The 22,391-nt window shown below is 69.8% G+C and carries 23 protein-coding genes; 14 read left to right on the top strand and 9 right to left on the bottom strand.

Annotated elements, in window-relative coordinates:
* Positions 1-80: 80 nt before the first annotated feature.
* The 6 genes from AB0G04_RS01510 to AB0G04_RS01485 all read right to left on the bottom strand — a co-directional run bounded on the left by AB0G04_RS01510 (position 81) and on the right by AB0G04_RS01485 (position 4,671).
* On the bottom strand, positions 81-830 hold the full coding sequence (locus tag AB0G04_RS01510) for a hydrolase (protein WP_360974533.1): 750 nt from the start codon (positions 828-830) through the stop codon (positions 81-83).
* 137 nt (positions 831-967) lie between these two features.
* Positions 968-1,210 (bottom strand): carbon storage regulator CsrA, encoded by a 243-nt coding sequence (gene csrA / locus AB0G04_RS01505; RefSeq protein ID WP_360974530.1) that lies wholly within the window; start codon positions 1,208-1,210, stop codon positions 968-970.
* A 76-nt stretch (positions 1,211-1,286) separates the two neighbouring features.
* A complete protein-coding gene (locus tag AB0G04_RS01500) occupies positions 1,287-1,685 on the bottom strand; it encodes a flagellar assembly protein FliW (protein WP_360974527.1) in 399 nt (132 codons plus the stop codon).
* A 41-nt stretch (positions 1,686-1,726) separates the two neighbouring features.
* Positions 1,727-2,638, bottom strand: a complete 912-nt coding sequence (locus AB0G04_RS01495) for a flagellin (RefSeq protein ID WP_360974524.1) — start codon at positions 2,636-2,638, stop codon at positions 1,727-1,729.
* Between the two features lie 60 nt (positions 2,639-2,698).
* Positions 2,699-4,186, bottom strand: a complete 1,488-nt coding sequence (gene flgK, locus AB0G04_RS01490; RefSeq protein WP_360974521.1) for a flagellar hook-associated protein FlgK — start codon at positions 4,184-4,186, stop codon at positions 2,699-2,701.
* On the bottom strand, positions 4,186-4,671 hold the full coding sequence (locus tag AB0G04_RS01485) for a flagellar protein FlgN (RefSeq protein ID WP_360974518.1): 486 nt from the start codon (positions 4,669-4,671) through the stop codon (positions 4,186-4,188). Before AB0G04_RS01485 ends, flgK begins: the two co-directional genes overlap by 1 nt.
* A 279-nt stretch (positions 4,672-4,950) precedes the next feature.
* Between AB0G04_RS01485 and AB0G04_RS01480 the strand changes: the two genes are divergently transcribed.
* The 14 genes from AB0G04_RS01480 to AB0G04_RS01415 all read left to right on the top strand — a co-directional run bounded on the left by AB0G04_RS01480 (position 4,951) and on the right by AB0G04_RS01415 (position 18,500).
* Positions 4,951-6,165 carry a flagellin gene (locus AB0G04_RS01480; protein WP_360974515.1) on the top strand — a complete coding sequence of 405 codons (1,215 nt, stop codon included), beginning with the start codon at positions 4,951-4,953 and terminating at the stop codon, positions 6,163-6,165.
* Positions 6,166-6,317: 152 nt separating this feature from the next.
* The gene (gene fliD, locus AB0G04_RS01475) at positions 6,318-7,754 is read left to right on the top strand and encodes a flagellar filament capping protein FliD (RefSeq protein WP_360974511.1); all 1,437 of its coding nucleotides are present in this window, start codon (positions 6,318-6,320) and stop codon (positions 7,752-7,754) included.
* Between the two features lie 47 nt (positions 7,755-7,801).
* Positions 7,802-8,176, top strand: a complete 375-nt coding sequence (gene fliS, locus AB0G04_RS01470) for a flagellar export chaperone FliS (protein ID WP_360974508.1) — start codon at positions 7,802-7,804, stop codon at positions 8,174-8,176.
* Complete coding sequence (locus AB0G04_RS01465; RefSeq protein WP_360974505.1) at positions 8,173-8,511, top strand: hypothetical protein; 339 nt, start codon at positions 8,173-8,175, stop codon at positions 8,509-8,511. The genes fliS and AB0G04_RS01465 overlap by 4 nt, the downstream gene beginning before the upstream one ends.
* 184 nt (positions 8,512-8,695) lie before the next feature.
* Positions 8,696-9,043 (top strand): flagellar basal body protein, encoded by a 348-nt coding sequence (locus tag AB0G04_RS01460; RefSeq protein WP_360974502.1) that lies wholly within the window; start codon positions 8,696-8,698, stop codon positions 9,041-9,043.
* 2 nt (positions 9,044-9,045) lie between these two features.
* On the top strand, positions 9,046-9,438 hold the full coding sequence (locus AB0G04_RS01455; protein ID WP_360974499.1) for a flagellar basal body rod C-terminal domain-containing protein: 393 nt from the start codon (positions 9,046-9,048) through the stop codon (positions 9,436-9,438).
* Positions 9,435-9,797 (top strand): flagellar hook-basal body complex protein FliE, encoded by a 363-nt coding sequence (locus AB0G04_RS01450; RefSeq protein WP_360974496.1) that lies wholly within the window; start codon positions 9,435-9,437, stop codon positions 9,795-9,797. The genes AB0G04_RS01455 and AB0G04_RS01450 overlap by 4 nt, the downstream gene beginning before the upstream one ends.
* A 1-nt stretch (position 9,798) precedes the next feature.
* Complete coding sequence (gene fliF, locus AB0G04_RS01445; protein WP_360974493.1) at positions 9,799-11,409, top strand: flagellar basal-body MS-ring/collar protein FliF; 1,611 nt, start codon at positions 9,799-9,801, stop codon at positions 11,407-11,409.
* A gap of 16 nt (positions 11,410-11,425) precedes the next feature.
* Positions 11,426-12,451 (top strand): flagellar motor switch protein FliG, encoded by a 1,026-nt coding sequence (fliG, locus tag AB0G04_RS01440; RefSeq protein WP_360974491.1) that lies wholly within the window; start codon positions 11,426-11,428, stop codon positions 12,449-12,451.
* Positions 12,435-13,103: a FliH/SctL family protein gene (locus tag AB0G04_RS01435; RefSeq protein ID WP_360974489.1), complete on the top strand. Its 669-nt coding sequence runs from the start codon at positions 12,435-12,437 to the stop codon at positions 13,101-13,103. Before fliG ends, AB0G04_RS01435 begins: the two co-directional genes overlap by 17 nt.
* 10 nt (positions 13,104-13,113) lie before the next feature.
* Positions 13,114-14,421, top strand: a complete 1,308-nt coding sequence (locus tag AB0G04_RS01430; RefSeq protein WP_360974486.1) for a FliI/YscN family ATPase — start codon at positions 13,114-13,116, stop codon at positions 14,419-14,421.
* A 314-nt stretch (positions 14,422-14,735) separates the two neighbouring features.
* Positions 14,736-15,194: a cell envelope biogenesis protein TolA gene (locus AB0G04_RS01425; protein WP_360974483.1), complete on the top strand. Its 459-nt coding sequence runs from the start codon at positions 14,736-14,738 to the stop codon at positions 15,192-15,194.
* Entirely contained in the window at positions 15,191-16,168 is a 978-nt protein-coding gene (locus AB0G04_RS01420; RefSeq protein ID WP_360974480.1) for a transglycosylase SLT domain-containing protein, read from the top strand. Before AB0G04_RS01425 ends, AB0G04_RS01420 begins: the two co-directional genes overlap by 4 nt.
* Before the next feature lie 40 nt (positions 16,169-16,208).
* Entirely contained in the window at positions 16,209-18,500 is a 2,292-nt protein-coding gene (locus AB0G04_RS01415; protein WP_360974477.1) for a flagellar hook-length control protein FliK, read from the top strand.
* Between the two features lie 48 nt (positions 18,501-18,548).
* Here the strand turns inward: AB0G04_RS01415 and AB0G04_RS01410 are convergent, their stop codons facing one another.
* Genes AB0G04_RS01410 through AB0G04_RS01400 form a run of 3 tightly spaced genes read right to left on the bottom strand, consistent with a single transcriptional unit; the run spans position 18,549 to position 22,329 of the window.
* Positions 18,549-18,797: a hypothetical protein gene (locus AB0G04_RS01410; RefSeq protein ID WP_360974474.1), complete on the bottom strand. Its 249-nt coding sequence runs from the start codon at positions 18,795-18,797 to the stop codon at positions 18,549-18,551.
* A 12-nt stretch (positions 18,798-18,809) separates the two neighbouring features.
* Positions 18,810-20,360: a hypothetical protein gene (locus AB0G04_RS01405; RefSeq protein WP_360974471.1), complete on the bottom strand. Its 1,551-nt coding sequence runs from the start codon at positions 20,358-20,360 to the stop codon at positions 18,810-18,812.
* The gene (locus AB0G04_RS01400; RefSeq protein ID WP_360974468.1) at positions 20,338-22,329 is read right to left on the bottom strand and encodes a flagellar biosynthesis protein FlhA; all 1,992 of its coding nucleotides are present in this window, start codon (positions 22,327-22,329) and stop codon (positions 20,338-20,340) included. Before AB0G04_RS01400 ends, AB0G04_RS01405 begins: the two co-directional genes overlap by 23 nt.
* Positions 22,330-22,391 lie beyond the last annotated feature (62 nt).

Raw genomic sequence — 22,391 nt, 5'->3', positions numbered from 1 at the left:
GCAACTCTCCCATGCTGAAGTGCTGGCATGACAGAGAGTACGGAGACGAGTGCAGATCGTGTTCGGTTTTCCTGTTCTACTCAGACACGTCGCAGGTAGTGCCAGCGGCCCACCTCGACGGCGTAACGGGCATCGCTCGCCGGCACCACCGGTACGGCCGCGTCGAGCAGCATCTCCACCACTCGCGGGGAGGGACTGCGCCAGGCCTCGCTGACCTCGACGACCGATCCGGTCGTCCGGCACGCGGAGGCCAGTTCGGCGATCAGCTCCGGCGTGACCGCGGAGTCGTCCAGTCCGGCCTGACCGAGCAGCGTCAGCGGACGGGCCAGCTGGGCCGGCACGTACCGGGATGCTCGTTCCAGGCCCTTCACGGTCGCCGCCACCAGCAGCTCCGCCACCTGACCGGCGACCAGCCGGCCCGTGTCCAGACGGTGGCGCACCTCGCGCGGGGTGAGCACCTCACCCTCGACCGGCAGGCCGGAGACCGCGACCGAGAGAGCATCGAGCGGGGCCAGGTCCGGCGGCAGGGCCAGCCAGCCGTCCGGGCGGACCACCTCCACCTCGGCGGCGACCCGCAGGGTCATCTCGGTACGGTGCCGGGCGCGGCGAACCGCGTCGGCGTACGCCGGCAGCCAGGTGGTGTCCGGACCGGCCTGGTCCGCGAAGGTCAGGGCGGACAGCCCCACCTGGTCGGCGGCCGAGACCACCACACCGACGGCATCCCGGCCGGCGGCGAACCCGGTGTGCACGTGCGCGTCCACCGCCAGATCCAGTGCGCAGGCCGTGCCGACCGCACCGCCACCGATCACTGATTCGCGCTCTGCGCCCACACTCTCTCCCCGGCTGACAGGGACGGGTCTCTCCCGCCGATGTTGAGAGTGCGGCCTGGACGTTGTCTGCGGGGTCAGTGGCCGGTGCAGGTCAGGAGCTAGAAACGCCCGCCGCGTAGGGTCGCGGCGGGCGTTTCTCAATCCGGCGTGTCCGGCTTCTCGAACATCTTGGCAAGCGCGTTGACGGCATCCTCGGTGGGCGACGCAGCCGCCCGATTGGCCTCCTGCAGTTCGCGGTAGACCTCCTCGCGGTGCACCTGCACGTCCCGCGGAGCCTGGATTCCCAGCCGGATGACGTCACCGCGCGCCTCGAGCACCGTGATGACGACGTCGTCGCCGATCATCACGCTCTCCCCCGCCCGCCGTGTCAGCACAAGCATCGGGGTCCTCCATCCATGGAACGGACAGCAAAGGCGCGGCCGCTGGGTAAACGCGACCGCGCCCGCTTCTGGAGGGTCAGTAGTTCCGGTTCATGATGGCCCGGACCGGATAGCCGGATCCGGAGAGCACCACCTGCATGGCCCGCATGCTGTCGCGGTCCACCACGATCGGCGCCAGCAGATTGGCGGTGGTCTCGTTCTCGCTCGCGGTGATGACCGTGAGCAGCAGGAGCCGGTCCGGGTCCTTGGTGTTCAGGGCCGCGAACACCGCGTTGTCGATCTCCGGCGCGTAGTCCGGGAAGAACGGCTCCGGCGGGGCGACCAGGAAGCGGAGCTCCGGGTTCTCGATGGACGTGAACGCGTACAGCAGACCGTCGTCGTTGAGTCGCACCAGAACGAATTCCCGGTGCGCCGGGAAACCCGGCATTGGGACCGCCATCGAGATGGTCGGCAACCCCAGCGACGGGTCGGACATGGTGGCCTCAATCGGTCGGGACGCGGTGCGAGTAGTCATGGTCACCTCAGGAAATCGATGAGCGAGGGCTGGATCACCTTGGCCGTGGCGGCCAGGGCGGCCTGATACGAGGTCTGCTGGAGTTGCAATTCCATGATCGCCTTGGGCAGGTCGACATCCTCGATATCGGACAGCTGCGACGACACGGACATCAAGCGATCCTCTGCGGACTGCTTCATCTGCGTAACCCGATTATATCGGGCGCCTACGTCGGAAAGGGTTGACTTCACTTTTTCAGTGGCTATATCAAGGTTTTCCAGGCCAGTCTTGATGCCCCCGGCATCTCCGTCCCGCATGGCCCTCGAGAGGCGGTCGAGGACACGAAACAACTGCTGCTCGTTCGGCACCGGCTCACCGTCCCCGTCCAGGACCGGATCCCCGTTGGCGTCCAGGGCCGCGTCCGTGCCGAAGACCTCGGGACCGCGCACATCCACCCGGACCTTGGCGTTCGGGCCGATGGCGCGCAGCGTCTGGCCGGCCTGCTCACCCTCGTACTTGCCGCCGCCGGTGTACGCGGTGGAGTCCGGTGTGGACCCGCCGAACACCGGCCGGTCCAGGTACTTCGTGTTCGCGTACTGAACCAGGGTGCCCTTGATCTGATCGATCTCCTCGGCGCGGGCCCGGTTCGCCTCCGGGGTGCTGCCACCACCGGCGTTGGCGGCCTCGAGCGTCAGCTGACGCACCTTCTGGAGACGGTCCGTGACGCTCTGGAGGGTGTCCTGCATCGTGCCGAGCCGTCCGACCGCATCGTCCGCGTTGGCCGAGTACTTCTTGTTCGCACGCACCTCGCCGCGCAACTGCAGCGCCGTCACCGTGCCGGTCGGCGAGTCCGACGGCCGGCGCAGCTGCTTTCCGCTGGAGATCTGGTCCATCGCCTCCTGCGTCCGGCCCAGGCTGCGTTGCAGGCTCGCCATCGTCCGGGTACGAGTACTGCTCTCGGTGACTCGCGGGCTCATACTCATCAGGTCTCCCCCTTACCTGCCGACCAGACCGGTGCGGTTGATGAGCTGGTCGAGCATCGAGTCGATCGTGGTCAGCACGCGCGAGGCAGCCTCGTATCCCCGCTGGTAGGTCAGCAGGTTGGTCATCTCCTCGTCGAGGTTCACCCCGGACTCCGAGTCGCGCGCGGCGTCGACCTGATCGGTCACCGCGTTCTGGATGTCGCGGCGGCGGATCGAGGACTGCGACGCCACCCCGAGGTCACCGATCAGCTGCTGGTACGTCGCGTCGGCACCGTTACGGGAGTCGGCCAGGTCGGACAGCGCGTCCGCCCGGCTGCCGTCCAGCACCTTGACGCCACCGGAGGCGACCCCGGTCGGATCGCCCGAGGAGACGGCGAGCTTGTCGACGTTGTCGAGGATCTCGCTGTTCACGGTGATGTTCCGGGCGGACAGCACGGTGTCCGGTTTACGGGGCTCGAAGAGATCGAGGCCGGAACTGCCGTCCATGCCGTACGCGGGAAGCGGGTTGCCGTCGGCGTCCAGTGCGGTGCCGTTGTGCACACTGTTGACGTTGGCCGCCAGCTTCGTGGCGACGTCGTCCAGCCGCTTGGACCAGGTGTCCAGGGTGCCGCCCCTGGCGAGCAGTTCGACCTGCGCCCCCATGGTTCCGCCGACGTTCACCGGCACCTCGGCCGGAAGGTCCGTCCACCGCAGACTGACGTTGTAGTCCGTCAGGTCCTCGAGCCGGTTCGCGGCGGGCTTGGCGACGGCGATCTCGCGTGCGTTGAACTCGCTGACCACCTGGGCGTTTCCGATGTAGACGCTGGTGGCGCCGTTGGGCATGTCGGTGGCGGTGGCGCCGGCCAGCTCGGCGAGTTTGAGGATCTGCTGTCCACGCTGGTCCATCAGTTCGTTCGCCTGAAGGCCGGCCTGGGTGGCCACCACGATCTCCTGGTTCAGCCGGGCGATCGAAGCCGCGGTCTTGTTGACCTCACCGACGTAGGTCTCGAGTCCGGCCCGGGTCGACATGTACTGACTGTTCAATGAGCCGGCCGCGTCGTTGAGCGAGGCCGCGACCGTCGTCGCCTGTTCGAGCACGGCAGCCTTCGGCGCCTTCTGGGACGGATTGGCGGCGACCGCGTTGAAGCCGTCCCACATGTCCTGGAGCCGGGCCTGCAGTGCGGTGTCGCTCGGTTCCCCGAAGACGTCCTCGATCAGCGCATGCGCCCCGGCCCGCTCGTTGTGGTACGCCGAATTCGCGTGCTCGGTGAAACTGCGCTGATCGAGCGCCGTGTTCCGCAGGCGTTCGACCGACGAGACGGTGACCCCGTTGCCGATCGCGTCGGTGGTGGCGTAGATACCCGGCACCAGGTTGGCGTTCTGGGCGTGCATCACGACCCGCTGGCGGGTGTACCCCTCGGTGTTGGCGTTCGCGATGTTCTGACCCGTGACGTCCAGGCCCCGGCGCTGCGCGTAAAGAGACGTGAGTGCCGTGTTGAGTCCGCTGAATGTGCTGCCCATCAGATCGCCTCATCAACCAGGGTGGGGCGCCGTACGGCGCCGCTGACGGTCTGGCCCTGTGGTCCGTACGTTTCCACAGTCTCAGCGAACGCGAGCATGGTTTCGCGAGCCGCGCGCTGGCCTGCGGTGAGCAGATCACGGTTGACGTCGGCCAGGGCCCGGATCTCCGACGTCAACATCAGGAAGGCTTTGCGGTGCTGATGCAACAGCTCCGACCAGGGGTCCGGCGCGGTGTCGGCCAGTTCGCCGAGCGACGCGTCCGGCGGCAGGCCCAGTTCGATGGCGACCTCCTGGGAGTACGCCGCGCGGATGACCTCCGTCTGCCTGATCTGATCCAGGACCACCTCCACCTCGCGGGTGGCGTGGCTGAGCCATCGGGACCGGTTGGACGCGAGGAGCAACTGCTCCTCCTCAAGCTTGAACAGCAGCATCTCCAGCAGCTCGCGTGAGCGCCAGAGGACACTGGCCAGATCGGTCAGGCTCACCCGGTCCTCCGTCGTATGGCTGGTCGGGCACACCCCCTCGGCGGACCCGCTCATTCGGACAGGTCGGCACATCCGCCGTGCCGCTGAGCGGTTTCCCCCGATCGCCCCACCCGCCCGCCCCGAAGACGGAATAAAGCCGGCTTCCCTGGTTCGCCCTAAAAGCCCGAAAAAATCTCGGAGAATCCTCATGGCCTCTCGGCGACCCGCCGATGGGATGTGGCGTACGACCACGGCTCATGGACGGGCCGGCACAGACCCCAGTCAAGGAGGAATTTTCACATGGGTCTCCGTATCAACCAGAACATCGCCGCTCAGAACGCCTACCGGAACCTGTCGGTCACCGACAACCAGATGTCGAAGTCGCTCGAGAAGCTCTCCAGCGGTTTCCGCATCAACCGGGCGGCCGACGACGCGGCCGGCCTCTCGATCTCCGAGGGCCTGCGCGCGCAGACCGGCGGCCTCAAGGTCGCGGTTCGCAACGCCCAGGACGCGATCAGCGTCGTGCAGACCGCCGAGGGCGCGCTGAACGAGGTCACCAGCATGCTCCAGCGCATGCGTGACCTGTCGGTCCAGTCGAACAACGCCTCCCTCGACGACGAGGCGAAGCAGGCCGCGAACGGCGAGTTCCAGCAGCTCTCCGCGGAAATCGACCGGATCGCCGAGACGACGTCGTTCGGCAAGTCGAAGCTGCTCGACGGCACCTTCGGCCGGACGCACGTCAGCAAGACGCCGGACGCCTCGCCCATCACCACCGGCGTCCCGGGCACCATCAACGTGTCGCTGACCGACCTCGGTGGCAAGGATGTCAGCGGTGTCGCCGGCCTCCAGGGCATCGCCATCACGGTGCCTACCGGTGCGAGCGCACAGGACGCCGCCACCGCCGTCAACGACAAGCTGTCCGCGGCGCTGAAGGCAGCCGGCTACAACGGTGACGAGGTGTCCCTCACCGCCGAGGTCAACCAGGGCGCCGGCGGCGACGAGATCACCTTCAAGGCGGCGGGCTCGACGGCCTTCACCCTGGAGAGCACGGAGATGGGCCTGACCGGTGACGCGAACACGCAGCCGTCGACGCCCGGCTCGTTCCAGATCGGCGCCAACGCGGGCGAGACGCTCGACGTCGGGATCGGCGCGGTCAACGCGAAGACGCTCGGCCTGAACAACCTCGACCTGACCACCGCCGCCGACCCGGACGCCGTTGGCGGCCCGATCCCGTCGGGCGCCGCGAAGGCGATGGAGGCGCTCGACGCGGCCATCAAGTCGGTCTCCGACACCCGGGCCAAGCTGGGTGCTCACCAGAACCGCTTCGAGCACACCATCAACAACCTCAACGTGGCGGTCGAGAACCTGTCCGCGTCGGAGTCCCGGATCCGTGACACCGACATGGCGCAGGAGATGGTGCAGTTCACGCGCAACCAGATCCTGACCCAGGCCGGCACCTCGATGCTGTCGCAGGCCAACCAGTCCTCGCAGAACGTGCTGTCGCTGCTGCGCTGACGCACCGGCTGACAACCGAATAGCGACCGAAGACAACTGAATCCGATCAGCGAATGACCGAAGAGTGGGGGTAGACCGGCACGCCCAGCCGGCTGCCCCCACTCCGCTCTTGTCCTCGGTACGAAGTACTCCGGTACGAAAGGCAGGCTCCCGTGACCAGCTCCGTCGACGGCCTCGTCAGCGGTCTCAGCACCTCCTCGATGATCAGCCAGATGATGCAGGTCGAGGCTGCCCCACAAACCAAGCTCAAGACCAAGGTCACGACCGCCGAGACCGCCATCTCCTCGTACATGTCGGTCAACGCGAAGCTCAAGGCCGTCGAGTCGGCCGCGGACGCGCTGGGCTCGCTCGACCCGTGGCGTTCCCTGAAGACCACCTCCAGCTCGACGGGCGTCACGGCCACCGCCACCGGTGGTGTCACCGGCATGGCGGGCAGCCTGACCTTCGACGTCACCTCGGTGGCCCGCGGGCAGTCCTCGATCCTCGAGATCAGTGACACCACCGCGGAGCAGGCCCTCCCGGACAAGATCACGATCCAGCCGGGTACGTGGAGCGCGGACGCCAACAACGACGGCGTCGACGAGTTCACGCCGGTCGGCGATCCGGTCGAGGTCACCGTTCCGGAGCCGCGGACCGCGGCCAAGCTCACCGCCGCGGTCAACTCGGCGACCGACGCGGACGGCAAGAGCCTCGGCATCCGCGCCTATGCGGTCAACACCTCGGGTAACGAGGGTGTGCTGCAGTTCAGCGGAATGAAGAGCGGCGCCGCCAACGGCTTCCAGATCACCGGGCTGGAGGGGTACGGCAAGAACGGCAGCGGCACGAAGACGACGTCCGCCAAGGACGCGACGCTGACCGTGAACCCGGGCACCACCTCCGAGTACAAGGTCAACAGCACGACGAACACGTTCGCCTCCCTGATGCCGGGCGTGAGCCTCGCCGTCACCAAGGAGGAGCTCGGCGTCACCGTCAACGCGACCACCGACGCCACCGCGATCGCCGACAAGTTCCAGGCGCTGGTCACCGCGGCCAACGAGGCCCTCACCGAGATCACCGCGCAGACCAAGTACGACCTGGAGGCGAAGAAGGGGTCACCGCTGACCGGTGACTTCACCGTCCGGCAGATGACCCAGGCCGTGCTCGGCATGGTCAGCAACGGCCTGTCGTTCACCAGGACGCTGAACACCGACGCGGACAACGACGGGGCGAAGGACACCACGACGGTGAACTTCGGCTCGCTCAAGCAGCTCGGCATCACGCTGAGCAAGGACGGCTCGCAGCTCGAGTTCAAGGCGAGCACCCTCATCGATGCGTACGCCAAGGACCCGGCCGCCATCCAGGAAGCCGGCATGGCGTTCGGCAAACAGGTGGGGAAGCTCACCGACGGGCAGCAGCTCACGATCACCCGTGTCGTCACCGGCCGCAAGACCGAGATCAAGTCGCTCAACGACCAGATCGACAACTGGGACACCCGGCTGGCCACCCGGCGACAGGCGCTGCAGCGGCAGTACGCAGCCCTGGAGACGGCCCTCGGCAACCTGAACAACCAGTCGAGCTGGCTCTCCGGCCAGATCGCGAGCCTGGGCTGACCGCCGCCATCCGCCCCCAGCCGACTGCCACCGACCGAGGGACACTCATGAGCGCACCGAACCTCCGCGAACGCTACCTGCAGGAATCGATCAACACGGCCTCGCCGGCCCGGCTGCTGATCATGCTGTACGACCGGTTGATCCTCGACCTCATGCACGGTGAGGAAGCGCTCCGCAACGACGACCGGAACCTCGCCCACGAGAAGATCACCCACGCTCAGGAGATCGTCCTGGAGCTCCGGGTCACTCTCGACATGGACGCCTGGGAGGGCGCGCCCGGCCTGGCGAGTCTGTACGGCTTCGTCCTGACCGAGCTGATCGGTGCGAACATCAAGCGGGACGCCGACCGGGTCGCCTCCTGTCGCACGCTGCTGGAGCCGCTGCGCGACGCGTGGCGCGACGCCGCCTCGGCCTCGACATGAGCACTGCGACGTCGAACGCCGTCGACTGGCGGGCCGCCTGGACCGCGGCGCTCGACGACCTGGAGATGGACGTCTGCGCGGTCGAGACGATGCTCGCCGACGAGCGCCGGATGGCGGAGACCCCGCCGTCGAACCTGTGGCGGCCGCCGACCGAGCTCGGCGCGCTTCCGCTGGAGCTCAAGCCGCGTGCCGACGAGATCCTCACCCGCCAGCTGGCGGTGGCCGAGGAGATCGCCCGCCGGCTCACCGCGAATCGTCAGCAGATGGCGATGACGTCGCGGATCGAGACCGGCGAGGCGGTAAAACGTCCGGTTTATTTGGATTGCGCCATGTAGTCCCGAGACTCGAAGGTCCCGGATCCCCGAGGGGGGTCCGGGACCTTTTCGCGTGCAACCCTCCGGCAACCGGTTGGTACTCAGCGGATCGGCGAGCTCGCCGAACTGCAGGGTACGAGCACGGATTGCTCAACTTCAGAAGCCAAGGATCGGCGACCTGAACGGATCGACTGGGGAGAAAACCTTGTTCGACGACCGCTCGTCGTCTTCACTGCGCGTCGCCGTTGCCGGGCTCGCCGCCCGCCAGCAGGCCATCGCCAACAACATCGCCAACATCGAGACCCCCGGCTACCGGGCCCGTAAGGTCAAGTTCGAGGAGGCGCTGCAGAGCGCCGTCACCCAGGGCCGCTCACCGGCCGGGGTCACCCCGAGTGTGCTGACGTCGCTGGAGCCGACACGGCTCAACGGCAACAACGTCAACCTCGACCAGGAGACGCTGTCGCACATCGACACCACGATGCGCTACAACCTCGCCATCCGGGCACTGGACGGCAAGTACAGCCTGCTGCGCGAAGCCATCAAGGGGGCCTGACGATGAGTACCTTCAACGCGATCGGAATCGCCGGCAGCGGCGTCACCGTGTACCGCAAGTGGCTCGACGCGGTGTCCGACAACCTCGCCAACATCAACACCACGACGCGGACCAGCGAGAACGCCTTCCAGGCGCGCTACGTCGCAGCCCGCGCGGCGCAGGACGGCAACGGCGCCGAGGTCGCCGGCATCCACTACGGCAGTGCCGAGGGCATCCTGGCGCACGAGCCGGGCAACCCCCTCGCCGACGCCGAGGGCTACGTCCGCCGCCCGGACATCGACATGGGCGACCAGATGGCCCAGCTCATGATGGCGCAGCGTTCCTACCAGGCCAACCTCTCGGTCGTGGATCGCGCCCGCGAGTCGTACACCGCCGCGATCAACCTCGGGAAGTGATCACCTTGACCTCACCGATCAGCCCCATCGGCGGCTTCTCCGCCATCAGCGGACTCAGCAACGGCGGCGGACTTGGCGGCCTCAACGGCCTGGGCAGCATGCTCGGCGCGTCCGAGCCGGCCGCGCCGCAGGGACCGAACGCCGACTTCGCCGGGATGCTCGCCAAGGGCATCGAGAACGTCCAGGCCAACCAGACGAAGGCGGCCGACCTGGCCGTACAGGTGGCCGACGGCCGGCTGTCCGACCCGGCGCAGTACACGATGGCCTCCACCGAGGCGGCCCTCGGACTGCAGCTGACCATGGCGATCCGCAACAAGGCCGTCGAGGCCTTCCAAGAGATCATGAGGATGCAGGCCTGACATGACCGATCGCCTTCCCGCTCCGGTACGCCGCATCACGGACACCTTCAAGTCCTTCACGCCGGGACAGAAGGCTGTCACGATCTTCGCGGTTCTCGCTCTTGCTGTCGGTGGCTACTTCTTCGCCACCTGGGCGGCCAAGCCGTCCTACCAGATCCTGTTCAACAACCTGTCCACCAAGGACGCGGGCGCGATCGTCGAGTCGTTGCAGAAGGCGGGTACCCCGTACGAGCTGGCCAACGACGGTCAGACCATCCTGGTGCCGCGCGAGCAGGTGAGCCAGCTGCGGCTCCAGCTGTCCGGCGAGGGCCTGCCGAACGACGAGGGCACCGGCTACTCGCTGCTCGACCAGCAGGGCATCACCACCAGCGAGTTCATGCAGCACGCCAACTACCAGCGGGCGCTGGAGGGCGAGCTGTCCAAGACGATCAAGTCGATCGACGGCGTCGAGGCGGCAACCGTGCACCTCGTCATGCCGAAGGAGGACGTCTTCACCGACGACCAGTCCAAGCCGACCGCGTCGGTCCTGGTCGCCTCGAAGTCGAACAACCCGCTCGAAACCGCCCAGGTCCAGTCGATCGTGCATCTGGTGGCTTCGAGCGTCGAAGGTCTCGATCCGACCCAGGTCACCGTCGCCGACTCGAACGGGCGGATGCTCTCCACCGGCGGCGGCAACGCCATCGGCGCGGCCGGCGCGGACAGCGGCGCCGAGCAGCAGACCGTCGCGTTCCAGAACCGTCTCAACTCCTCGCTGCAGCGGATGCTCGACAGCCTCGTCGGCCCGGGCCAGGCGGTGGTCAACACGACCGCCACGCTCGACTTCGACCAGGTCGAGGTGCGGGAGAAGAAGTACAGCGCCGACCCGGCCGTACCCGCCCAGTCGGAAAGCCTCAGCACCGAGACCTACGCCGGCAGCGGTACCCCCGGTGGCGGCGTGCTCGGCCCGGACAACATCCAGGTGCCCAACGGCGCCGGATCCGGGCAGTACCAGAACAAGAACGAGGTCCGGAACCGTCAGCTCAACGAGTCCGAGGAAGTTCGTCGCAACGCTCCCGGCAGCATCGAGCGGCTCAACGTCGCGGTCATGCTGAACAGCGAGGTGGCCGGTCAGATCAACCCGGAGGAGATCCAGCAGCTGCTCAGCGCGGCGGCCGGCATCGACCCGACCCGGGGTGACACCATCGCGGTCGCCGCCATGCCGTTCGACAACTCGGCCGCCCAGGCCGTCAAGGACGAGCTCGCCGCGGCCGCCGCGGCGGAGAAGTCGGCCAAGCAGACCAAACTGATCCAGACCGGGGCCCTGCTGTTCGTGGTGCTGATGCTGATCCTGCTGGCCTGGCGGGCCAACCGCCGCGCCAAGAAGCGGCAGCAGCAGCTCACCGAGGAGGAGCGTCGGCACCTGGAGGAGATGCAGGCCGCGCTGGAAGCGCAGCGCGCCGCTGAGATCGACGTCACCACCGCGCACATGCTGGAGCTTCCTGAAGTCGCCGATAAGACGGACGAAGCGCGGGAGGAGCGTCATCGTGAGATCGAGGACCTGGTCCGGGAGAAGCCGGACGAGACGGCGTCCCTGATCCGCAGCTGGATCTCCGCCGACGAGAGCAACCGCTGAACCACAGGAGCAACAGTTGACTACACCGGCGCTCACCACGCTCTCCATGACCGGAGTGCGCAAGGCCGCGATCATGCTGGTCCAGTTCGGAAGGGAACACGCGGCCCAGGTCATGGCGAACATGACCGACAAAGAGGTCGAGCAGGTGTCCGCCGAGGTGGCTCGGCTGGGCAAGCTCGATCCCGCCCAGGTCGACGACGTGATGGACGAGTTCTACGCCATGGCCACCACCCGATACGCCGGGTCGGGTGGCATGGACTACGCCCGTGAGCTGTTGGAGGCGTCGCTCGGCAAGGAGCGGGCGGCGCTCATCCTGGAGCGGCTCGAGGCGTCCATGAACGACATCCCGTTCAACTTCCTGAGCCACGCCGACCCGCGGCAGCTGCTCTCCTACGTCCAGTACGAGCACCCGCAGACCATCGCGCTGGTGCTGGCCCACATCCCGTCCGGGCTGGCCTCGTCGATCCTGGCCGGGCTGCCGCTCGAGGTGCAGACCGAGGTCGCGCACCGTATCGCGATCATGGACCGTACCTCGCCGGACATCATCCGCCAGGTGGAGAGCGCCCTGCAGCGCAAGCTGTCCAGCGTGCTCCAGCCGGACGAGCTGTCCACGGTCGGCGGCCTGCAGCCACTGGTGGACATCATCAACCGCGCCGACCGCACCACCGAGCGGCTCATCCTGGAGGCGCTCGACGCTCGCAGCCCGGAACTGGCCGAGGAGATCCGCCGCCGGATGTTCATGTTCGAGGACATCATCAACCTCGAGGACCGCGCGGTGCAGCTCATCCTGCGCCAGGTGGAGCCGGCCGACCTGGCCACCGCTCTCAAGGGCGTGCCCGAGGGCGTACGGGACAAGGTCACCAAGAACCTGTCCGAACGCGGCCGGGAGAACCTGCTCGAGGAGATGGACCTGCTCGGCCCGGTCAAGGTGAAGATGGTCGAGGAGTCCCAGGCCAAGATCGTCAGTGTCATCCGCACCCTGGAGGACTCCGGACAGATCGAGATCCAGCGTGGCGGCGAGGCCGATGAGCTCATCGCCTGATCGGGTGATCCGCGGGGTGGCGGCGGAGAACATCGTCGCCGCACGGTTCGGCATCGACCTGCGGCAGGAAACGCCGGTCGACGAGGAGGTCGTGGCACGGGCCCGGCAACAGGCCCGGACCACCGGTTACGCCGAGGGATGGGCGCAGGGCAAGCGCGAGGCCGCGGAGGCCAACGAGGCGGCCGCGGTGCGTGCCACCGCCTCCGCCGAGGCGTACGAGCAGCGCCGCGCAGCCGCCCTGGCCAGCGCGGTGAACGCCCTCGGCCGTGCGGTGACCGGCCTGGAGGACCAGCTCATGCCGACCTTCACCGAGCTGCAGGAAGTCGTGCTGGCGAGCGCCTGGGACCTGGCCGAGGCGATCATCGGCCGGAGCATGCGCGAGGACCCGGAACGGGGTGCGGACGCGCTGCGCCGGGCGATGACCGCCGCGCCCGAGCACGGTGACGTGACGGTCAGTCTGCACCCGGAGGACTACCGCAACCTGGTCGGTGAGGGTTCCGGCCAGGACTTCGACTTCGAGGGCCGCAGGATCACGCTGCGCCCCGACCCCGGGCTGCAGCCTGGGGACGCGGTCGCCGAGACCGGCACCGCGACCGTCGACGCCACCATCGCCGCGGCGGTGGAGCGGGCCCGCGAGGCGCTGCGCCTGTAGAGGACAACCCATGACCGATCTCTTCCAGCACCGTCTGCACAACGCGATCGAGGCGGCCCGCCCACTTGTCAGTGGGCGGGTCACCGGCGCTGTCGGACTGCGGGTGACGGTGAGCGGTCTGAAGGCCAACGTCGGCGACCTGCTGCGGATCGGTACCGGGCCGGGCACCGTCCTGGCCGAGGTGGCCGCGCTCGACGGGGAACGACTGTCCTGCATGCCGCTCGGCCCGATCGCCGGCATGGGCGCCGGGACCCCGGCCTTCAGCACCGGCGGCCCGCTGCGCGTCTCTGTCGGCCCCGACCTGCGCGGACGCATCCTGGACGGGCTGGGCCGCCCGATGGACGGCGGGCCGCCGCTGCGCGGCCAGATGGTCCCGATCGACGCGGCACCGCCCTCGGCGATGGAACGGCAGCTCGTGGGCGAGCAGATGTCTCTCGGGGTACGCGTTCTCGACACCCTCGTCCCGTGCGGCAAGGGCCAGCGGATCGGCATCTTCGCCGGTTCCGGCGTCGGCAAGTCGACCCTGATGAGCCAGATCACCCGGGGTACCGCGGCCGAACTGAACGTGGTCGCCCTGGTCGGCGAGCGCGGCCGGGAGGTACGCGAGTTCATCGAGCACGACCTCGGACCGGAGGGTCTGGCCCGTTCAGTGCTGGTGATCGCCACCTCGGACACCCCACCGCTGGTCCGGCTGCGGGCCGGTGCGGTGGCCACCAGGATCGCCGAGTACTACCGCGACGAGGGCGCCGACGTGTTGCTGATGATGGACAGTGTGACCCGTGCGGCCATGGCGCAGCGTGAGGTCGGACTGTCGGTCGGCGAGCCGCCGGCCACCCGCGGCTATCCGCCGTCGGTCTTCGCGATGCTCGCCTCGCTGCTGGAACGGGCCGGGCCGGGCGCCCGGGGCAGCATCACCGGCCTCTACACGGTGCTGGTCGAGGGCGACGACCACAACGAGCCGATCGCCGACGCGGCCCGGTCCATCCTGGACGGTCACATCGTGCTGGACCGCAAGCTGGCCACTGCCGGGCACTTCCCGGCGATCCAGGCGCTGGACTCGATCTCCCGGGTCGCCAACAAGATCACCACACCGCAGCAGCGGGCCGACGCCACCGAGCTGCGCCGTCTGATGGCCGCGCACCGCGACGTGCGCGAACTCGTCGAGATCGGCGCCTACGTGCCCGGCACGAACCACGACGCCGACCGGGCCAACGCCGCGTGGCCGCAGATCAGCGCCTTCCTCCGCCAGGGCCTCGACGACCGCACCACCGCAGACTCGGCCTGGGCCGCCCTAAGAGCGCTGATAGCAACCTGCTGACCCCGAGCTGGACCACACCGCTGCCTCAAAGCGCCCGAGACAGCCGTACGCGCCGGCTGGGGTTGAGCGGGAGCGAATCGTGCACCGCGCCCACCCGTCGCGGCCGGGGCCACGGCGGCGCGGAGGGCGCAGCGGCCGTGTGCGGGCCCGAACACCGCAGGCGGCGCCGGAGAAGCAGCGGGCGGCAGCGAACGGCGGCCTTGAGAAAAGCGGCCCTGGCAGGTCGGTAGCGAAGTCGGTGCAGGCCTCAGGGGTTCGGCGGGCGGACCGAAGCGGCTAGGTGAGGGCCCACCGGCCCCGCTAGGAGGCCAACGTTGAACCGCCTGTTCCGACTGGCACCCGTGCTGCGCGCCCGCAAGGCACAGGAGGACGCCGCCCGTGGCGCCGTGATTCAGTCCCGCGCCGAGACCCGTGCCGCCGAGGCCCTCGTCAAGCGTCGCAAGCTGGACCTCGTCGGCGCGGACGCACCGTCCGAGGGTTCGGCCCGGGCCATGGTCGCGGCGCTGGTCGCCCGGCAGTCGCTCGCGGCGGGGCTCTTCGACGCCCAGCGGATGGTGACCAGCGCCGAGGAGATCGAACAGGAGAAACTGTCCGCCCTCGCCGACGCCGCCAAGCGGCGCCGGGCCGTGGAGATGATGGCCGAACGTCACGCCGCCACTGTCAAGGCTCACGACTTGCGAACCGATCAGGCCTCACTGGACGAACTCGCCGTCACCGCCAAAGCGCGGAACGCCGCCGGAACCGTCAACGACCCGAAGCGGAGCGAAGCATGATGCTGGGTGTCACCGGAGTCCTGTCCCGCATGGCCGAGCTGCAGGACCAGCTCGGCCTGAAGCCGGCCCCGGCGGCGGCCGGCGGCACGTCCGGCGCGAAGTTCGCCTCGGCGCTGGCCGGCGCCACGGGCACGAGGACCGGCGGCAGCACGGCCACCGGGCCGACCGGCGGCGACATCGTCGCGGCGGCCAAGAAGTACCTGGGTACGCCGTACGTCTTCGGCGGTGACGACCCGGCCAAGGGGCTGGACTGCTCGGCCCTGGTCCAGCGCGCCTACCGTGACCTCGGCGTCGAGCTGCCGCGCAACTCGTGGCAGCAGGCCAAGGCCGGCCGCCCGGTCGCGAGCCTGTCCGACGCCAAGCCGGGCGACATCCTCGCCTTCAACTCGCCGGTCGACCACGTGGCGATCTACCTGGGTGACAACCGGATGATCGCGGCACCGAAGCCGGGCGACCGAGTCAAGATCCAGAACGTCTACGAGACACCCAGCGCCATCCGGCGGGTCCTCGACACCGTGCCGGCCGCCGCCGTGCAGGACATGTCGTCGCTGCGTCCGGCCGGCTTGCGGGGTACCGGTGGCGGGCTGGCCGGTGTGCCGTACGCCAACCTGTTCGAGCAGGCCGGTGCCAAGCACGGCGTCTCGCCGAAGCTGCTCGCCGCGGTCGCGAAGGTGGAGTCCGGCTACGACCCGCGGGCCGTCAGCAAGGCCGGGGCCCAGGGCCTCATGCAGTTGATGCCGGCGACCGCACGCGGCCTCGGGGTGAAGGACGCCTTCGACCCGGCACAGGCGGTGAACGGCGCGGCGAAGCTGCTCGCCTCCCACCTGCGTGAGTTCAAGTCGGTACCGCTGGCGCTGGCCGCCTACAACGCGGGCGGCGGGGCGGTGCACAGGTACGACGGCATTCCGCCGTTCGCCGAGACCCAGGCGTACGTCCCGAAGGTGCAGAAGGCCCTGGCCGCGCTCGGCGGCTGAGGTTGATCCGGATGAGCAGTCGAGAGCAGGGGGAGACCGCATGACGACGTCGAGTTCAGTGACGGGTCCGGATCGGCGGCCGGGCAACGAGACGACCAAGCGGCCGGGCGGGCGACGCGAGGAGGGTGGATCGAACTTCGGGTCGGCGCTCTCCGCCGAGGTCGGCCGGCCCACCGGCAAGGACGAATCAGACCGGCGTGCCGGTGAGCGGGCCGGCTCGGCCGCCCCCCGGCCGGTGGCCGGCGGCAACGGCCCCGCTGCCGTCAAGGACACGAGCGGGCGCGAGGCCACATCGCGCGAGGCCAGGTCGCGGGAAGCGGCATCGCGGGAAGCGGCATCGCGGGAGGCCGCATCGCGGGAGGCCGCATCGCGTGCTGCCGCCGAGCGGGCCGCGATCTCGCGAGCGGCCATCGGCGGCCGAGCCGGTGCCGCAAGGGCCGACTCCGCCCGCACCGACGCGAACCGGGCTGACTCGAACCGGGCCGGCTCGAACCGGGCTGACTCGTACCGGGCTGACTCGTACCGGGCTGACTCGAACCGGGCTGACTCGAACCGGGCCGACTCGAACAGGGCCGACGCCCACCGCGCCGCTACGGCCCGGACCGCGTCCCTGCGGGCCGGCGACCGGGCTGAGCAGCGGACCGCGGAGCGGCCGCCGACCGACCGGGCCACCGAGCGCGACGCCGTCCGGGACGAGAACGTGCGCCCGATGAAGCGACCGGTCACCGCGCCCGTCACCGCCAAGGCCGCCGGGCTCGCCGCCCAGCGCCCCATCGGGACCCGGGCCGATGCCGCCGGCCGGCCCGCCCCGGCCGCCGAAGAGAAGACCACGGTCGTGGCCGAGCAGGTGTCGGAGGACGGCCGGGAGAAGGAGAAGACTCCGGCCGACGCCGCCGTCAACGCCTTTGCCGGTGTCATGACCGCCGTGCCGGTCGCGCCGGCTCCGACGACCGGAACCGACGCGAACGCCGAGACAGCCACGACGGCGCTCACGGGAGTCGCTCCGCAGGCGGGTGCCGGCGAGGTCCCGGCCGCGGAGGAGCAGACGGGGCTCCAGCCCGGCACGGCATCCACGGTGCCGGCGGGCACCGCCGTCGCGTCGGCCGCCACCGCCCAGAACGCCGCTGCGCAGACCGGCACCGCCCAGAACCCCACCGCACAGACCGGCACCGCTCAGACCGCCACCACACAGACCGCCACCACACAGACCGGCGCCGTAGCGGCCCCCGACCAGACCGCCGCCACCACCGCACCGTCCGCCGCACAGCCGGCTTCCACGCCGCCGGCCGCCGCCGGTGCCGGCACGCTCGACGCAACCGGACAGGCGGCACCGGCCGCCGCCGCGACGGCCGGAACCGCCCAGACTCAGGCAGCCGCGCAGGTCACGGCACCGGGTCAGGCACCCGGGGTCGCACCGGCCACCGCACCGGGCGCGCCTGCTGCGGTACAGGGACCGGCGCTTCCCGTCGCTGCCGAGACCGCCGCCACGCTACGTCCGGAAAGCCTGCGCGGTACCGCGGCCACGGCGGAGACGGCAGCCCCGGCCACCACCGAGCCCACCGGAGCCGTCACCACGCCGGACCCGGCAGCCGGGACGGCACCGGCAGGCGACCCCGCACCGGGCACGGGAACGGGCGCCGGCTCGGAGCAGGGCGCATCGGGTCAGGGCGACCAGGCCCGCCAAGGTGGGCAGGGCACCGGAACCGATCTGCCGGCCACCGCGGGCCGGACCTCGCCGGAGGACGCCACCGCGTTCTCCACAGGCTTTCCCCAGCCCACCGCCGGACCGGCCGAAGGCGGGATCCCGGCTCCCCAGGTGGCCGGGCTCGCCGGGATGACCGGCCCGCAGGCCACCGCACCGGCCGCACCGGTCGCGGAGGCGCAGGCCGCGCCGCCGGCAGCTCCGGCCACGCCGGCTCCTCCGGCCGCGCAGCTCGCCACCCGGATCGTCCCGCTTCGTCTGGACGCCGACGGCGTGCACCGGCTGACCGTGCACCTGCACCCGGCCGACCTGGGCCCGGTACAGGTGGTGGCGGAGATCAGGAACGGTGACATCAGCGTGCAGCTGACCGGCGGCACCGAGGCCGGCACCGATGCACTCCGGCAGTCACTCGACGACCTGCGGCGTGAGCTGGAGAGTTCCGGGTTCGACAACTGCACGCTCGACCTGCGGCAGGGCAACGCGCAGCAGGGCCGGCAGCAGTTCGGCGAGGGACCGGGCCGCCGGTCCGGTGACGGGAACCGCGGTGGCCCGGACGTGGGTGCCGAACCGGCCCCGACCGCGACTCGCCGGGTCGACCCCGGAAGCGGCCGGCTGGACATCCACGCCTGATACGACGAGATCGGCGCCGGCTCCCGCGATGTGCGGGGCCGGCGCCGATCAGGTCGACTTACGCTCCGGGGCGCTCTCGTACGGCTCGGGCACCACGGTGGGCAGCGGCGGCTCCTCGTCGGCCTTGCGGTATCCGGCCAGGATGAAGCGGAGCCCGGCCAGCAGCACGGCGGCGATCGGCACCGCGACGAGGAACCGGATCAGCACCTGGATCAGGTCGACCTCGTCGTGGAGCAGCCGGTACCACGCCGGCGCGCTGATCAGCAGCGCGAACAGCAGAACCGATGGCTTGATCATCGGCTAGGGAGGTCAGCGGCGGCCGGAGCGGGTCACCCGGCGCGGAGCCACCGCCGACGGCATGACCTCGGCCGCGATCCGGGCGCAGAGCATCGCGGCCCAGGCGTGCGGTGTGGCCGGCTTGCCGTCCAGGGAGAAGATCGGGACGTCCAGGCCGAGCACCGATGCCGGATCTGCGGTGAGTTCCACGCTGTGCACCACGAGCGCCTCGACGTCACCGAGGTTGCGCAGGTGACGGGCGGTGTCCGCGGTCTTGCGGGTGGCGTCGACGACGGCCCAGAGCGCGGTGGCGCCGAGCGCGTCGCACATGTCGTTGACCCAGAACGGGTCGGTGCCGCCGACCGGTGCGTCGATCACCACCACCCATGGGTGCTCGGAGGCCTGCAGCTTCTCGGTACGCGACTCGGCTGAGCTGCGGCTGGAGATGAGCCGGGACGAGTGCAGCCCGGTACCGGCCGTGGAGGGCCCGGCGAGCAGCAGGTGGGTCTGGTCCACGTGCAGCTGTTCCAGGATCTGCTTGGCGATCGGCACCGCGGTGTGCACCTCGCCGGCCAGTACCAGGATCTCTCCGGGACCGTCCGGGATGCCGGGGGCGGCGGGGCGGGCGGCGAGCACGCTGAGCACTCCGGCGTACGTGTCCCCGCCAGTGATCTTGCGGGCCATCGGCTCGGGCATCCCGACCGTGATCAGGTTGCGTTGCACCGGGTCGAGATCGCCGGAGCGCAGTGCCACCGGGGCGGGCGCCGCGGGGGACGGCGAGACCGGAATCGACTCGTCGAGCCCGTACACATCGGCCGCGGAACGCAGCGGTGCCGGAGCGGGCGCCTGGGCGAATGCGGCACGGGGTGGCGCCGGAGTGGGTTCGGCGGTCCGCAGCGGTGCCGGTGAGACCGACCGGGGCATGGATGCGGCGGCCCGGATCGGTGTCATGGTCTCGCGCGGCTCCGGGGTCTCCCGGTCCTTGCCGGCCGGCCGATCGCCGAAGGCCGGACGATCGCCGAAGCTGGGTACGGTCGGCAGCGCCGCGGGCAGCGGCCGCTGGCCCGCGTTGACCGCCGAGCCGCTGGCGGTGGCCGGGCGGAACGGACGCACGGTGGGCGTCTCCTCGCGGGACTCCGCGCCCTTCGGCTCGGTAGCGCGGGGACGACCCGGGGCCCGGCCCTCACCGAGGTGACCGGCCACGTCCAGTCCGGCCATCAGTTCGGCGAACGCCGCTCCGGTGTCGCCGATGGCAGCCTGCCGGCCCTCCTGGCGGCTGCGCCGTTCGGGGGCGGCCGGCCGGTCGGCGGTCACCCGGTCCTGGGCTTCGGCCTGCTCGAGCAGCCGCTCGAAGTTGTGTGTGCCGTTGCCGGCGACGGTCTGTTGCGCCATGTCGTCACTTTCCTCGGTTGAATCCGGTACCTCGACGGAGAGCTCGTAGTGCTGCTTCGCGAAGAAGCCCCCGATACCACCGCTTCGTACCTTGTCGGCGGAGATGATCCGGACGCCCGAGCCGTACTCGTCATGTACCTGAGCCAGAAGCGGCTCGATGGCCGGTCCCTCAAGCAGCACCCGCGTAGGCACCGTTCACCACCCCTATCGTCTCGATCTGTGCGGTGGAACCAGAGATTTCGCTGTACGACAGCACCTGGACCCGGCGGGAGCCGGCTCGCAGCAGCCGCATCAGTGGCAGCCGCAGTTGTGGTGAGCAGGCCAGGACCGGATTGAGTCCCTGCTGCTCGGCGGCTTCGGAGAGCCGGCTCGTCTCGCTGACGATCGCCTCGGCACGCATGCCGTCGATAGCCATGAAGGCGCCGGTGTCGCTGGGCCGTAGCGATTCGAGCAGGCTCTGCTCGAGCATCGGGTCCAGCGTGATGACGGTGAGCCGGCCGCCGGTCGCGTACTGGGCGGCGATGGCCGGGCCGAGGGCGGCGCGCGCCGCCTCGACCAGGCCGTCGTGGTCGACCGATACCTTGGCCCGCAGCGACAGCGCCTCGAAGATCCGGACCAGGTCGCGGATCGGCACGCCCTCGTCGAGCAGGGCCTGCAGCACCTTCTGGACCTGGCCCAGGCTGAGCAGCGAGGGGGTCAGCTCCTCCACCACCACGGGGTGGGTCCGCTTGACCATCTCGCTGAGGGCGCGGACGTCCTCGCGGCCGAGCAGGCGGCTCGCGTTGGTCCGGACGATCTCGGCCAGATGCGTGATGATCACCGAGGCCCGGTCGACGACCGTCGCCCCGGAGATCTCGGCCTGGTAGTGCATCTCGGCCGGCACCCACTTGCCGGCCAGCCCGAAGACCGGTTCGACCCCGGCCCGGCCGGGGAGTGCCTGCAGTCCCTCACCGATGGCGAGAACGGTGCCCGGCGGCGCCTGACCGGTGCCGGCGTCGACCCCGGAGATCCGGATCGCGTACGAGGAGAGCGGCAGATCCAGGTCGTCCCGGGTGCGGACCGGCGGCATGATCACGCCGAGTTCCATGGCCATCTTGCGGCGCAGGGCACGCACCCGGTCGAGCAGGTCCCCGCTGCTGGCGTCGACCAGGTCGACCAGGTCCGGGGCGAGCGCGAGTTCGAGCGGGTCGATGCGCATCTCGCCGAGCAGCTGTTCGGGCGAGTCCGGCGCGGGCAGGTCGACCGCCTCGGCGGCGGCGCCCGCCTTCTCGATCGGCTCGGGAATGGGATCCTTGACCCGCTGGGCGATCAGCAGGACGGCCCCGCCGACCAGCAGGAACGGCAACGGCGGCAGACCCGGGATGATGCAGAGGGCCATCGCCGCCCCGCCGCCGATCCGCAGGGCCAGCTTGTTCTGACTGAGCTGGGTGGTGACCGTCTGGCCCATGTCGCCGGAGGTGGCGGAGCGGGTCACGATCAGACCGGTGGCGACCGACAGCAGCAGCGCGGGGATCTGCGAGACGAGCCCGTCGCCGATGCTCAGCAGGCTGTAGTGGTTCATCGCGTCGGCCGGGGCCATCCCGGCTTGGGCGACGCCGATGGCGAAACCGCCGACCAGGTTGATCAGCGTGATGATGATGGCCGCGATGGCGTCGCCCTTGACGAACTTGGAGCCACCGTCCATGGCGCCGTAGAAGTCGGCCTCCGCGGCCACATCCGCGCGGCGCGTCTTGGCCTCGGCATCGTCGATCAGGCCGGCGTTGAGGTCGGCGTCGATCGCCATCTGCTTACCCGGCATGGCGTCGAGGGTGAAGCGGGCGCCGACCTCGGCGACGCGTTCGGCCCCCTTGGTCACCACGATCATCTGGACGATCACCAGGATCGAGAAGATCACCAGACCGATGATCAGGTTGCCGCCGACCACGAAGCTCCCGAAGGCGTGGATCACTTTGCCGGCATCGCCGTCCCGGAGCACCAGGCGTGTCGCACTGATGTTGAGGGCCAGCCGGAATAGTGTCATGACCAGCAGCAACGCCGGGAAGACCGCGAAGTCGAGCGGCCTCTGGACGAACATCGAGATCAGCAGGACCAGCAGGGCGGCCGTGATGTTCACGGCGATCAGCAGGTCCAGCAGGAAGGTCGGCAGGGGCACGACCATCATGAGGATGATGCCGACGACCCCTATGGGTACGGCATACCTGCCTAGGTTTCGTTTCTTCACGG

It is taken from the genome of Actinoplanes sp. NPDC023801 (genome assembly GCF_040639655.1).
GTDB lineage: Bacteria > Actinomycetota > Actinomycetes > Mycobacteriales > Micromonosporaceae > Actinoplanes.
The sequence above is the reverse complement of the archived record's forward strand: the minus strand, read 5'-3'. Positions and strand labels throughout refer to the sequence as shown.

Coding starts and splice junctions, on each gene's coding strand:
- csrA (WP_360974530.1), bottom strand. CDS start 1,210: ATGCTTGTGCTGACACGGCGGGCGGGGGAGAGCGTGATGATCGGCGAC.
- AB0G04_RS01500 (WP_360974527.1), bottom strand. CDS start 1,685: ATGTCCGACCCGTCGCTGGGGTTGCCGACCATCTCGATGGCGGTCCCA.
- AB0G04_RS01495 (WP_360974524.1), bottom strand. CDS start 2,638: ATGGCGAGCCTGCAACGCAGCCTGGGCCGGACGCAGGAGGCGATGGAC.
- flgK (WP_360974521.1), bottom strand. CDS start 4,186: ATGGGCAGCACATTCAGCGGACTCAACACGGCACTCACGTCTCTTTAC.
- AB0G04_RS01480 (WP_360974515.1), top strand. CDS start 4,951: ATGGGTCTCCGTATCAACCAGAACATCGCCGCTCAGAACGCCTACCGG.
- fliS (WP_360974508.1), top strand. CDS start 7,802: ATGAGCGCACCGAACCTCCGCGAACGCTACCTGCAGGAATCGATCAAC.
- AB0G04_RS01465 (WP_360974505.1), top strand. CDS start 8,173: ATGAGCACTGCGACGTCGAACGCCGTCGACTGGCGGGCCGCCTGGACC.
- AB0G04_RS01455 (WP_360974499.1), top strand. CDS start 9,046: ATGAGTACCTTCAACGCGATCGGAATCGCCGGCAGCGGCGTCACCGTG.
- fliF (WP_360974493.1), top strand. CDS start 9,799: ATGACCGATCGCCTTCCCGCTCCGGTACGCCGCATCACGGACACCTTC.
- AB0G04_RS01435 (WP_360974489.1), top strand. CDS start 12,435: ATGAGCTCATCGCCTGATCGGGTGATCCGCGGGGTGGCGGCGGAGAAC.
- AB0G04_RS01430 (WP_360974486.1), top strand. CDS start 13,114: ATGACCGATCTCTTCCAGCACCGTCTGCACAACGCGATCGAGGCGGCC.
- AB0G04_RS01420 (WP_360974480.1), top strand. CDS start 15,191: ATGATGCTGGGTGTCACCGGAGTCCTGTCCCGCATGGCCGAGCTGCAG.
- AB0G04_RS01415 (WP_360974477.1), top strand. CDS start 16,209: ATGACGACGTCGAGTTCAGTGACGGGTCCGGATCGGCGGCCGGGCAAC.
- AB0G04_RS01410 (WP_360974474.1), bottom strand. CDS start 18,797: ATGATCAAGCCATCGGTTCTGCTGTTCGCGCTGCTGATCAGCGCGCCG.
- AB0G04_RS01400 (WP_360974468.1), bottom strand. CDS start 22,329: ATGATGGTCGTGCCCCTGCCGACCTTCCTGCTGGACCTGCTGATCGCC.